The sequence below is a fragment of the Chryseolinea serpens genome, assembly GCF_900129725.1.
In the GTDB taxonomy this organism is placed as follows: domain Bacteria; phylum Bacteroidota; class Bacteroidia; order Cytophagales; family Cyclobacteriaceae; genus Chryseolinea; species Chryseolinea serpens.
The window spans coordinates 131,679-144,645 of sequence record NZ_FQWQ01000002.1; the positions used below are offsets into that span (position 1 = coordinate 131,679).

Genomic DNA, 12,967 nt, shown 5'->3' on the forward strand with positions numbered 1-12,967 from the left:
CAGGCGGGTTACCTTTCGGGTGGGTTCTTCTTGCAGATTCGATTCACACCATTACGCTTCAGAATCTCCATTTACTCGTACTCAGCATACCATACTCCGAACCTTCGATGGAGCCCCACACAATTTGGTCATACTAATATAGATTTGCGACTACGAATTAGATTCCCTCACTTAAGGGTAACCCGCCTAGGCGGGTTTAAAATACATGGACTCGCTTCGCCCGGTTGCACCGGGCGTTATGATGGGGAAGCCCTACGGGCTTATTTAGTTCAACGTCTTGAATTCGCCCCTTTCCAAAGAAAGTTAAATCATGATAATGTGTGCATAGACAAGGCCCTAAAGGCCGGGGTTATTGTTTACGCATGTTGTTTTTGAAAAGAAATACTTCGAGGCCCCGACGATCCTTGCGGAATTATGCTAGTCCGGAATTTTAGCAAAGCCTGCCGACGACCAACCATCTTTAGAGCGTAGGGATCTTCACCACTGAAAACGAACGCGGCGGCAGAACCGTCTTCACATCCTTACCTTTCCATTTCAGCGGTTGCTCTTCGGGATGGATTTGTGTGGGGTGCTCGAGGTTGTTCACTTCGTCGGGATTTCCTTTTAACACGGTTATGGTTCCGGCTTGTGAAATTTTCCGGGCGCTGGAAAGTTGAAGGGTAATGGTTTGTGGCTCGTCGCCGGCGTTGACCAGTTTCACTAAAATGGTCTTGGCATTCGCGTCGGTCACGGCCGATGCATACAATCCGTTCTTGCCCGCCACCGTTTCTCCTTGTGCTGTCACCGGCAATACGTGCGTGCCTTTGTTGGTGGAGAATAGTTTTTGGACGTAATAGTTTGGCGTGCCATAGGCGTTGAGGTTGTCGAACCAGATGAGGTCGGGTGTCCATTGCCAGGCGTCGACGTGGGCGAACAGGGGTGCGTAGGAGGCCATGTGCACGAGGTCGGCGTTGCGTTCGAGGCCTGTCATGAATGCGGCTTCGGATAATGCACAGCGCCAGTTGTTTTCATTTTTTGGGCTCACGGTCGCCACGCTTTGTGCGGCATACTCGCCGGCAAATATTTTTGGGCCCTTGCGGTCGTAGGCATCATAGCGGTTGGCATTTTTCAAAAACCAATCAGGGCTGCTGTAGTAATGCTCGTCCACGAGGTCCGCTTTTAGATCTCTCAATTCCTTGGAGGCATAATCAAAAAGCTCACCGGAAGGTGCCGGACCGGCGGCGGAAACAATTTGAATGTCGGGGTACTTTGCCTTGATGATCGCCGAGAAAACGGCATAGCGTTCGATATACTGCGGACCCCACTGTTCATTGCCCACCCCAATGTATTTCAGGTGGAAGGGCGCTTCATGTCCCATGGTCTTGCGCAGTTTTCCCCACGGCGAATCGGGACTTCCGTTGGCAAATTCGATGAGGTCGAGGGCATCCTGCACATAGGTGTCCAGTTGGTTGATGGGCACGACTTCGGCCGAGTTGAACTGGCAGGCCATGCCGCAGTTGAGAATGGGCAAGGGCTCTGCGCCTACATCCTCAGCCAACTGAAAGTATTCGAAGAAACCGAGGCCGAACGTTTGAAAATAATCCGGCGCAGGCCGGTGATTGAATTCTGTATTCCAGCGGTTCACGATCATCTCGCGTTGTTCGATGTCGCCCACGGTCTTTTTCCATTGGTAGCGCGTGGTCAGTTCACGACCTTCCACAATGCAGCCGCCGGGGAACCGGATGAAGCCGGGCTTCATGTCGGCCAACAATTGTACGAGGTCTTTGCGCAAACCACCCGGGCGATTTTTCCAGGTGTCGTTTGGAAACAGGGAGACCATGTCGATATCCACCACGCCTTTGCCGTCGAACCAGATGTTCAACAGCGCTTTGGGTTCGGTTTCCGAAGCGACGATCGTGGCTGTATATTTTTTCCATTCGCTGCCGGCCGGGGTAATGCTGGTCGTCCCCAAGATCTTACCGTTTGCATCCGCGAGTTCTACCCGCATCGTGGGACTTCCCTGTTGCTGGCGGGCCTGCACGGAGAAGGTGTAGGTCGCGCCCTTCTTTATGCCCATGCCGCGAAAGCCTTCGTTGGTGAGGCCATAGCCTTTGTCGGCCTGAACGTTTACACGGGCGATGCGCGGATTGGTGTCGCCGCCTTCGTGCAGGATGAGCACGCTCCCGGCATTGGTGATGGCGAATTTGTTGCTCGCCTGTTCCTTCCATCCCATCAGCGGCTGGGCAAATTCAAACGAGCGGTTCTTCACCAGTTCGGCATAGATCCCGCCGTCGGCCGCGAAATTGATGTCTTCGAAGAAGATCCCCCACATGGTCGGTTCAATTTTCGAGAGGGGTTGGTCGGCTTTTACATTCAGCACGGTCTGTGCCTGCAGGGATAAAATTGAAAAGCCTGATAAAAACAGAAATGCCGAAAACCGGTGGAGAGCCTTGGATCGTTTCATATCAAAAATTTTTGAACAGTGTTTCGAATTTAACGATACATTTAATAAACTGTATCATTTACACTTATTTATTTTTGTATGTCGGGGATGCGGGGATCGCTTGGAGGTGCTGGCTCGGCTTTGAATGGTTTGAACCGCCTCACTTTCGCTAAAGCTTCGGCGAGCAAAGAAAGTCGCAAAGGACGCAGAGAAGGCGCAAAGAAAGTCGCTGAGCACGCTTTGCATTAACTTTGCATCTTTCTGTGCCCGCTGAAGCTTTAGCGAAAGCGGGGCGGTGAAACTGAAGAGGGCAAATAGACATTCCGGTGATCGTCACCCAATCACCGGCGTCATCAACCAAATAAAAATAAGAAGAACTGGAAAATTTCAGCCTGACTAGATTGCCACGGCTTGCTGCTCGGCATACACTACATCGCGGAGGGCTTTGTATTGGTTCTCGAAGGCGATCACCTTCTTCAACACGGCTTTGAATAGAATTTCTTTCTGAAGCAACGCATGAATATGTCCCAGGAAATTATTCAACGTTTCAAGCTGCGCGGCTTCCAGATCGATCTCGAAAGATCTCTCATCACGGTTATACGCAAACTTCAAATCCTTCGAGCGGTTGAATTCTATCAATCCCTTGATCAAAATAAACTGCGTGGCAAATGCTTCCTTCACCCGGAAGGTCAGGCTCACCCGCTCGTTGTAGGCAAAGGCGGTCGAGGGAATATAAAAGCCATTCTCTTCGAAAACGAAATTCAAGTTGGAGGCAACGGCTTCAGCGTTTTTTGCAGGAGCAAATGAAACTTCGGCTGTGGAGATGTATAAAGATTGTTCGGATGACAATACAGATGCTGTCTGTGACATGGTCGTAAGATTTTTTTGTGTTGTAAATGGATTGTATAAAGCGGAGGTGGACTGGCCGTCAACAACAGCAACAACACGTTTGGGGGAGGAAGGAGAGACTTTGAATGTTTTTCATGGTTTTGTACTTATTTATATTCCCTAATCATTTAGGCAGAATTTAGCACCTTTTCCCATCAAGAGGCTAGGTTGCAATAGGTTCAACGAGTCTGCTCTCTTCCCTATTCTTTATAAATATGGAACAAATATAGGTTATAAATCTAGTAAGTCAATAGACTTTGTGGAAATATTAAAAAAAATATTTTCCGGTATTTTAAAGCCAGCCCTTTGAGCTGTCTTCATGCACTACAAACAATTATTTATCAGGATGTTAGGACAGCAAGACGTTGTTGGGGGCATCGAAAAAACTGTCGACCTTTTCAAATGCTAGGGCTTTGAATTCTTCGTGTCCTTGGCGGTTTTTGGCTTTTTCTTGATGGGAAACTCAAAACCAAACCGCACATTCAGCACGTCGGCATAGGGGCTTTTGTGATGGGGGTCGAACAGACGCACCATGATCAGGGCCGTGCCTTTCACATTTTTGATGAAGCGGTATTCCTTCTTCATGCCCGTGAACACACCCCACACCCATTCGCGACTGCCGGCGTCTGGAATGGCAACCCGGGTCAGGGGCGGCACAAAGGTATTCATGGTCTCCACTTCAAGGCGGGGAGAAAATCCTTTCCAGAGTTTGAACTCGCCATACACGCGCGGGCCATACACACGGGCGGCATGATCGAAGTAATTTCGTTTCGTGTTGTAGGCAACCCGTTGGTTCCAACCCGCTCCGGCGGTGATGCGGCCCGTGAAGCGGTAGCCCGCATAGGGATTGAAATCCACCATCAGGTCCTCGCCTTTCTTTTGCATCTGCATCGCGATACCGGGGAGCACGCGCTCATACCAGGGTTTGCCGTGCATTTCGTTGGGACGTTTTTTGGGGATGTCGCTGAGGCTGTTCAGACTGCCGTACTTCTGTTTGTATTTAGACACCATGTCCATCGCCTCCTGCAGTTGCTTCTCCTTGCCGGCGAAGTGGTTCACGGCCATTTGCTTCACTTTGGTGGCCGCTTCTTCTTTCATGGCTTCGGGGTCTGCGGCTTTGCCTGCCATGTCTTTGTATTGGTCGAGTACTTTGGTTTGTCCTTCGAGGTCTTTGATGCCCGACAACTCTGCGGCTTTTGTCTCGGCTGTCTTTGACAATTCTGCGGTGTTGCTCAGATCGCCGCCGGCCACGGCCTTCACTTCTTTCAACTGCGTGGCATATTCGCCGGCCTGTCCTGTCACCTTCGACACTTCACCCATTTGGCTGGTCACGTTTTGCAGCTCTCCTACTTTAGCAGCATCGGTTATGCCTCCCAACCCACCGGTCTGAGGAAGGTCCACACCATTGATTTTATTCAGCCCGTCCATGCTCCCGATGCCATTGATTCCATCGATCTTACCCAGTGAGGCACCTCCCACGGAGGGCAGGCCGAGTTCGGAACCGGGAATTTGAAAGCCGTCAACCTTCCCGGTCACCGACGAGACTTTGTCTTTCAATTGAGGCGGTAGCTCCAGTTGTTCGAGCTTGCCCGTGGTCTTTCCTTTCAGGGTATTCAATTTTTCATTGAAGCTGGCCACCGTCTTTTCGCGCAGTTGGTTCACGCTGTCCAGCGCATGCGTTACTTTGCCGGTAGGGAGATTCAGTGTGGTGAGGCTGTCGAGCCGGTGTTGCAATTTGTTTTGCACTGAATCCAGCTTGCTGATGGGGCGCTGATAAATGCCCTTTAAACTGTCGGCGCCGTGATAGAACGACGCTTGTATGGAATCTACTTTGTGATGGGATTTTTGCAGGAGGGTGTCTTTCGGAAGAAATTCCCGGAGGCTGTCGGTGGATGGTATCCGGTTCAGTAAACTGTCCACGGACGCTTGTTGCGCATAACCTCCCGTTAGGCCCAGGCAGCTAAAGATCAAAATAATGCACAACCTCATCGGAAATATTATAATCCGAAAAATCTGGATTTTTGGGGAGGATTCCTAAATGAAAATTGGAGGAAATCATACTTGGATTTCGGGGCGTTGAAAAAGTGTTTAAACAGGGGTTTTGATGGGGTTGGGTTTGGGATATGGAGGGGAAATGGGGTTTGGATCTTGGGTTGAGATGAATGGACGTATAAAATTTTAACGTTGTGCGGGGTGGTGTGTCTTCGCGTTGTGGCTGGAAGGAATGCTTGTTGGTGGGGACACCAACAAGCGGGTGATCCCTTTTTATTTGGAAAAGTACAAAAGGATCATGGTGGGTGTGGGCTGCTATGACATTTGATCGTTGGGGCGTGGGGTTCTATTGTATTTTGATCATGGGGAATAGGCGGTGGATTTCTTCGGGGGTGGGTTGGGTGCCGTATTCGCATATTTCGAATGACTCGGCGTGTTGGGCGGCTTGGGCCTTGTCTTTGCCGTAGCCGGCTTCCAGGGTTTTGCGGGCTTCGGGGGTTATTTTGCGGGTGTAGCGCGTGGCCAGCCATTTGATTCGTCCGGGGCCTTCGGCGGGTACTTCGGTGGCGTAGTTGCCGATCCAGGGAAGCCACTCGTATACTTGTGATTTATGTGAATCGAGGGCGTTTATTTTTTTGTCGAATACCGAAGTGATGTCAACCGATACATCTGGACGGAACGGGTTGGGGCGTTGGAAGTAATCTTCAAAATAAAGGAACACGGGATTCTTACGCAGCGCGGGGACATCGGAGGCTACGTTGGGTACGCCTACCATGAAGGCGGCATCTTGCACCAGCACGCCGGTGTAGCGGTGGTCGGGGTGATAATCATTGGGACGTGGACTGATCACCACATCAGCATTCCATTCGCGGATCTCGCGGATGATCTCCAGGCGCACGCTAAGGCTGGGTAACAACTCGCCATCGTGGTTTGGCAATATATGATAGGCCGCAATACCCAGTCGACGCGCCGACTCCTGCGCTTCTTCAAACCGGCGCTTGGCCAGCGGACCACCACCCATCGTTTGATGACCGGCATCGCCATTGGTCACCGCCACAAATTTCACGGCATAGCCCATCGCAGCGAAGAGCGCAGCGGTGCCACCGCCTTTGATATCACAATCATCGGGGTGCGCGCCGATCATGACGATCCTGATCGGTTGTTGGGTCTGTGCAAAACCGGCGATCGTTAGCAGCAGGAGCACCGGTACGATGAGGAAGTGAAGTACGTGACGTTTCATAGGGAATGGTTTTATCAATACCTGTTGGTAAGTAATGTTACAAAAGAATTGCTACACCTTGTCACCGCGGCATCTCTTATTTTATGACCGGTCGTAACAAAAATATGCGGAATCATACACCTCCTCACCCTATCCGAATGCCGTCATCGCCGGCATGAAGCGGGGTGTTCACAGGGGTTTTGATGCTGGCGTGTAGCATTTGGAATTCGCTATCTTTACTAAAACACCGCGTTTTTTTAAAGCGAAAAACAAAAGACCACTCTCGACGCAGATGAAAAACTATCATTTAAAAATCGGACTGTTCGGTATAGGCCTGCAAGCCTACTGGGAACAATTTGAAGGCTTACAGCAACGGCTGGAGGGTTATGTATCGGTGGTACACAAAAACATCTCGTCCACCCACCACGAAGTGATCAACCTGGGGCTGATCGACACGCCCGAAAAAGCGCTGGAGGCGGGTCATACCTTCCGGGAAAAAGATGTCGACATCATTTTTTTGTACGTCACCACCTATGCGCTGTCGTCGACCGTGTTGCCGGTGGTGCAGCGCGCCAAAGTGCCGGTGGTCATTCTCAATCTTGTTCCCGAGGCATCGATCGACTACCACCGCTTTAACCACCTGACCGACCGCACACAGATGACCGGTGAGTGGCTCGCGTATTGTTCTCCCTGTCCGGTGCCCGAAATTGCCAGCGTCTTCCAGCGGTCCAGGATCCCGTTCTATCAAGTGACGGGCACGCTTCATGATCCGGCGATCTGGGAGGAAGTAACGGCCTGGGTAGATGCCGCGCGGGTGGCCCACATCCTGTTCCACAACCGGTTGGGGCTGATGGGCAATTACTACGGCGGCATGCTCGACATCTACTCCAACCTAACCCTGCACTGCGCCACCTTTGGCGGACATATGGAGATCATTGAAGTAGACGAGCTCTCCTCCCTTCGCGAATCCATTGCCCCGGAATTGATCGATCTTCGGGTCAATGATTTTAACAGCGCTTTCGATGTTCAACCCGATTGCTCAAAAGACGAATTGGTCCGTGCGGCCCGTACCTCCGTCGCCCTGGATCTCCTGGTGGAACAGCATCAGTTGGGATCGCTCGCCTACTATCACAAAGGAACCGGCAATGTTGCCAATGCCGATACGATGAGTTCGATCATCCTGGGAACATCGCTGCTCACGGGCCGGGGCATTCCCGTTGCCGGGGAATATGAAGTGAAGAATGCGCAAGCCATGAAGATCATGGACAGCTTTGGCGTGGGCGGTTCGTTCACGGAATATTATGCCATGGACTACGTGGACGATGTGGTGTTGATGGGGCATGACGGCCCGGGCCACATTGCCATTGCCCAGGGGAAAACGAAGGTGAAGCCGCTGCACGTCTATCATGGAAAAGTGGGCAGTGGTCTGTCGGTGGAGATGCGTGTGAAGCAAGGGCCGGTAACGCTGCTGTCGGTGGTCGAGAAGGTGGATGGCACGCTCATGCTCTTGTGTGCCGAGGGCGAATCGGTTGCTGGCCCGATCCTGGAGATCGGGAACACCAACAGTCGCTATCGCTTTCCTATTGGCGCCCGGAATTTTGTTGAACACTGGAATCGACAGGGCCCCGCGCATCACTGTGCCGTGGGCGTAACCCATATTGCCGGTAAGCTAAAAAAGTTGGGAGCGTTGTGGGGGATCGAGGTGGTCCAGGTGTGTTGAGGACATTAAAATAAATTGATCCTATTACGACAGCGCCTGTGGTGGCGGGCTACCCGCGGCTTTCGATTTGTCTTCGGGGAGCGGCACAAATTCATGATTGTCGTTAGGGGGTAGAACGATCCGTCCCGCGGTCCAGTCGGCTTTGGCTTGTTCGATGCGCTCTTTTCGCGACGACACAAAATTCCACCAGATGAACCGGTCTCCCACGGGCTCGCCGCCTAGGAGCATGAGCGTGCTCGCTTCCTTGGCGATCAAAGTAGGATCCACACCTTTTGTAAAAACAAGCATCTGGCCCGCCGTGTACGTGCGTCCTGAAACTTCGATGCTGCCTTTCACGACATAGACGGCGCGTTCGCTGTGTTCCTTCGGTAGCCCGAACGTTGCGCCAGGTTGCAACACGGCGTGCAGGTAAAGCAACGGCGAGTGGGTCTTCACGTTGTTGTTCAGGCCATAGGCGTCGCCGGCGATCAATCGCATCCATACGCCGGTGTCGGTATAGATGGGGAGTTGTTCGGGTTTGTAGTTGTCGAAGGTAGGGTTGGCTTCTTCGTCTTTTTCGGGTAGCGCCACCCACGTTTGGATCATCTCGAAGCCACCAACCAGGACGGAGGGGTCTTCAAATCGCTCGGAGTGTGCGATCCCTTTTCCGGCCGTCATCCAATTCACTTCGCCGGGGCGGATCACTTGTTGCACGCCGAGGCTGTCGCGGTGGGTGACCTCGCCATTAAATAAGTAGCTGACCGTGGATAGCCCGATGTGCGGGTGGGGCAACACATCCATCTTTGCGACCGACTGGGGTTGAATGCTCACGGGGCCGGCGTGGTCCATGAAAATAAATGGGCCCACCATTCTGCGCATCCGGAAGGGAAGAATTCTTTTCACTTCCATTCCGGGAGCGATAGCGGCTTTGCGGGCTTCAATGACGATGTCGAGCATGATCGAGTCTGGTTCTGATTTTTTCGATGGAAATTATCGGTCTTTCAAAGATACCGTTTTAAACAAATAGAGCTCAAGCCTAAAAACGATTTGTGTTTACACGCCAGACCGCGACGACTTTTCTTTTTGCTCAAATGAACCGGTGAACAAACTCTTTTCGTAACTTGTTAATCCCAACACGAGGGCCGACCAGGGGCCCGCTTCGTAAAACAATGAAACGGTTGAGAAAATTTGCCAACAAGCCCTTCCGCGCACTCACGGAACATTTGAAAGCCGTTCCCGTCAATCATGACATCGAAACCTTGCACCTCGTCCGTATCGACATAAAAAAAGTGAAGGCCGTCCTGAACCTGATCCATAACGGCAAGAAGAAATTCAGAAGTCATAAACGTTTTCTTCCCTTCCGTGCTATTTTTCGAAAGGCCGATGCCATCCGCCAATCGGAAGTGCTTACTTCGCTCCTGACAAAGTATCCCGAGGAAGGTCTGCAGCTTCCTCCCACGAAGCACCCGCCGCTGGAAAGTTTTGAATCGAAAGTCCCCAACTACTTGCAAACCGTAAAGGCGCAATCCGAAAAACTCAAGCCTTATCTAAAAAAAATCAAGGATCGCGACATCGGTCGTTATCTCAAACATCAATACAAGAAAATAGAAAGCAAGCTCTATCCTCATCTCGCGTTGAAAGACATTCATAAAACCCGAAAATCCATAAAGGCGGCTTTATTTATTGCCGGGTCCACCGATCACTTAAAAAAGAAGAAAGAAAAATTTTACGACACGCTGCAGGAAGCCATCGGCAATCTTCATGACAAACAACTCTTACTGCAGCTGCTAAAGAAAAATGACGGCAATCGTCATGAGCACCGCGCTCTCCGCACGGCCTGTGCACACGACATACGCCAAATCCGAAATCTTACCGCCGGTTTCTATGGTTAACCGCCCATCGATGTGATACTTGTCTTACCTTCTTTTAGCCGACCTCAATTTATGCAGCACAGCCACCAGGGCGTCGACATCGGCGCAGGTGTTATAAAACGCCAGCGACGGACGAACGGTGCTCTCCACCCCAAACCTGCGCAAAATTGGCTGCGCACAGTGGTGGCCAGTTCTCACCGCGATGCCCTCCTTATTCAGCGCTTGTCCTACTTCATCGTTCGTGTAGCCGTCGAGGACGAACGACATAACACTGGCTTTGTCGGGGGCGGTACCGATCAGGCGCAGGCCTGGAACTTGTCTCAATAAATGCGTTCCGTAAAGCAAAAGGGCGTGCTCGTATTGGTTGATGAGTTCCATGCCGATGCGGCTCACATAGTCGATGGCGGCGCCAAGCCCCACGGCGTCGGCGATGTTGCCTGTGCCGGCTTCGAATCTTCCGGGGGCCTTGTGAAACTCGGTGTGCTCGAAGGTCACATCCTTGATCATGTTGCCTCCACCCTGCCAGGGTTGCATCTGGTTGAGCAACTCCTCTTTTCCATAGACCGCGCCGATGCCGGTGGGTCCGAATATTTTATGACCGGAGAAAACAAAAAAATCAGGGTTCAACTGTTGGACGTCAACCCGCATGTGCGACACCGACTGGGCACCGTCGAGCAAAACCTTTGCTCCAGCCGTGTGCGCCATATTGATGATGGTCTGGGCGGGTGTTACCGTCCCCAGCGCGTTGGATACGTGCGTGAACGACACCAGCTTGGTCTTGCTGTTGAGCAGCTTGCCGTATTCGTCCAACCGGATCTGGCCATCATCGTCGACCGGGATCACCCGGATCTTGAAACCCTTCTTTTCGGCGAGCAATTGCCAGGGCACGATGTTGGCGTGGTGTTCGAGGTGACTGAGAATGATCTCGTCGCCTGCATTCAGATTTTGATCACCCCAGCTTTGGGCCACGAGATTGATCCCCTCGGTGGTGCCGCGGACAAAGATGATCTCGTTGGGCGAGCCTGCGTTGAGAAAGCGCTGTACTTTTTTGCGTGCGCCTTCAAAAGCATCCGTCGCGCGGGCGGCCAGCTCGTGGGCGGCGCGGTGGATGTTGGAGTTCTCGTGTTCGTAAAATTCGCTGATGCGGTCGATGACGAGTTTTGGCTTTTGCGTGGTGGCAGCGTTGTCGAGCCAGACCAACGATTTCCCGTTGACCCGTTCTTTTAAAATTGGAAAGTCGCCTTTCACGCGGTTGATATCGAAGGGTGGTCTCACCATCCCAATCCCACCCGGCACGGGTGACGGTGTGTTGTCATTCAAAAAGTAAAACGACGTGGGATGCATTCCGGGAAAAGGACTGACCGGCAGCTGCGGCGTGGCCATAAAGGAATTGATCTGCCGGAGCACCTGGTTCAACTCCTGCTCGAACGGTTGTTCCGATTGAAAGGGCAACCGATGCGACGACTTGTTTCCCGCCGGTTCTGCGCTGTAGTTTCCGCTCGGATTTTGCAAAGAGGGCGACCGGCCACTGCCTGCGACCGACTTGGGTATTTCACCATTGTAAAAATGAGGATCGGGCAAACTGGTTTGTGGATCCTTTATGTCAAAACTTTCCGGGTGGTTGATCTGGGTATTGGAAGCGCCCACATCCGCCGGCGAAAAGTCACTCACCTGGCTTTCGGCAACCGGGTTTGCCTGCGCAAAACGTTGTGCCGATTCCACGGACGGGTCGCCGGGGGTAGCCTTAAAATATTGATTAGCCAACCGTTCCAGTTCCCGGACGTCGGGTAGATTATCTTGATGTAAATCGTTCATGACCGTGTGTTAAGAAATAGGACAAACGTCACTTACCAAGGAAAAAATCCTCAATACTTGTATTCGTGGTACTTCGTAATGTCCACGTCTTCCAACACGGCGATGGCATCGTCTACCAGCACGGCGATGGAGCAATACAGTGCAATCAGGTAAGAGGCGATAGCCTTGTCGTTGATGCCCATGAATCGCACGGATAGTCCCGGTGTTTGTTCGCCGGGCAGGTTGGGTTGATAGAGGCCCACCACGCCCTGGCGCGCTTCGCCGGTGCGGAGCAAGATAATTTTTGATTTGCCATTGGTGATCGGGAGTTTGTCGCTCGGGATCAGCGGAATGCCACGCCAGGTGATGAACTGCGAACCAAACAGCGAAACGGTCGGCGGTGGCACACCTCTGCGCGTACACTCACGACCGAAGGCTGCGATGGTCAGCGGGTGGAGCAGGAAGAAGCCGGGCTCTTTCCACACTTTGGCCAGCAGTTCGTCCAGGTCGTCGGGTGTCGGTGCGCCCGTGCGAGTTTTGATGGTCTGAGCTGCCGGCGTGCTGCTGATGAGACCGTATTCCTTGTTGTTGATGAGCTCGCTTTCCTGGCGCTCTTTGATCGCCTCGATGGCCAGCCGGAGTTGTTCACTGATTTGATTGTAGGGTCGGCTATACAGATCGGACACACGTGTGTGCACATCCACCAGGGTGTTGACGGCGCTGAGATTATATTCACGCGGGTTGGCGTCGTAGTCCACAAACGTGTGGGGAAGCACGTGCTCGTCGCGCGTGGAGCAATCCACTTCGATGTTTTGGGCGTCCTTCACTTTATTGAGACGGTACACGCCCGACTCCACGGGAACCCAGCTCATGAGGTGTGTCAACCAGCGCGGCGTGATCGTTCCCATTTGAGGCACGGTGCGGGTGGCTATGGCCAATTGTCGTGCGGCTACATCGTCGAGTGCGGTTTGATTTTTGATTTTCTCTGCCATATGCTTTTAGATTTTTTTCGGAGGTCTTGCTTTTTTGATTTATAGAATGTTTTGTTTTTTCAACACTTAGTCTTGCTCTACTGAAATACA

General features: G+C 52.2%; 9 protein-coding genes and 1 riboswitch. Of the genes, 2 read left to right on the forward strand and 7 right to left on the reverse strand.

From position 1 onward, the window contains the following. Positions 1–460 precede the first annotated feature (460 nt). The 4 genes from BUB30_RS14635 to BUB30_RS14650 all read right to left on the reverse strand — a co-directional run bounded on the left by BUB30_RS14635 (position 461) and on the right by BUB30_RS14650 (position 6,542). The gene (locus BUB30_RS14635) at positions 461–2,443 is read right to left on the reverse strand and encodes an alpha-L-arabinofuranosidase C-terminal domain-containing protein (RefSeq protein ID WP_073135413.1); all 1,983 of its coding nucleotides are present in this window, start codon (positions 2,441–2,443) and stop codon (positions 461–463) included. A 375-nt stretch (positions 2,444–2,818) separates the two neighbouring features. Continuing rightward, positions 2,819–3,292 carry a hypothetical protein gene (locus BUB30_RS14640; protein WP_143164933.1) on the reverse strand — a complete coding sequence of 158 codons (474 nt, stop codon included), beginning with the start codon at positions 3,290–3,292 and terminating at the stop codon, positions 2,819–2,821. A 126-nt stretch (positions 3,293–3,418) separates the two neighbouring features. Further along, positions 3,419–3,526, reverse strand: a riboswitch (SAM riboswitch). A gap of 189 nt (positions 3,527–3,715) precedes the next feature. Continuing rightward, positions 3,716–5,299 (reverse strand): hypothetical protein, encoded by a 1,584-nt coding sequence (locus BUB30_RS14645; protein WP_073135417.1) that lies wholly within the window; start codon positions 5,297–5,299, stop codon positions 3,716–3,718. A gap of 349 nt (positions 5,300–5,648) precedes the next feature. Beyond that, on the reverse strand, positions 5,649–6,542 hold the full coding sequence (locus BUB30_RS14650; protein WP_073135418.1) for a PIG-L deacetylase family protein: 894 nt from the start codon (positions 6,540–6,542) through the stop codon (positions 5,649–5,651). Between the two features lie 271 nt (positions 6,543–6,813). Between BUB30_RS14650 and BUB30_RS14655 the strand changes: the two genes are divergently transcribed. After that, positions 6,814–8,241 (forward strand): arabinose isomerase, encoded by a 1,428-nt coding sequence (locus BUB30_RS14655; protein ID WP_073135420.1) that lies wholly within the window; start codon positions 6,814–6,816, stop codon positions 8,239–8,241. Between the two features lie 24 nt (positions 8,242–8,265). Here BUB30_RS14655 and BUB30_RS14660 read toward each other — a convergent pair whose 3' ends face one another. After that, a complete protein-coding gene (locus BUB30_RS14660) occupies positions 8,266–9,177 on the reverse strand; it encodes a pirin family protein (RefSeq protein WP_073135422.1) in 912 nt (303 codons plus the stop codon). Positions 9,178–9,389: 212 nt separating this feature from the next. Here BUB30_RS14660 and BUB30_RS14665 point away from each other — a divergent pair, with 212 nt between their 5' ends. After that, positions 9,390–10,112 carry a CHAD domain-containing protein gene (locus BUB30_RS14665; protein WP_073135424.1) on the forward strand — a complete coding sequence of 241 codons (723 nt, stop codon included), beginning with the start codon at positions 9,390–9,392 and terminating at the stop codon, positions 10,110–10,112. A gap of 24 nt (positions 10,113–10,136) precedes the next feature. On the opposite strand, the gene BUB30_RS14670 is transcribed toward BUB30_RS14665, so the two are convergent. Together BUB30_RS14670 and BUB30_RS14675 are read right to left on the reverse strand one after the other, a co-directional pair. Continuing rightward, positions 10,137–11,906 (reverse strand): family 2A encapsulin nanocompartment cargo protein cysteine desulfurase, encoded by a 1,770-nt coding sequence (locus BUB30_RS14670; protein WP_073135426.1) that lies wholly within the window; start codon positions 11,904–11,906, stop codon positions 10,137–10,139. A 50-nt stretch (positions 11,907–11,956) separates the two neighbouring features. Further along, positions 11,957–12,877, reverse strand: coding sequence for a family 2A encapsulin nanocompartment shell protein (locus tag BUB30_RS14675; RefSeq protein WP_073135428.1), 921 nt, complete (start codon positions 12,875–12,877; stop codon positions 11,957–11,959). Between the last annotated feature and the right edge of the window lie 90 nt (positions 12,878–12,967).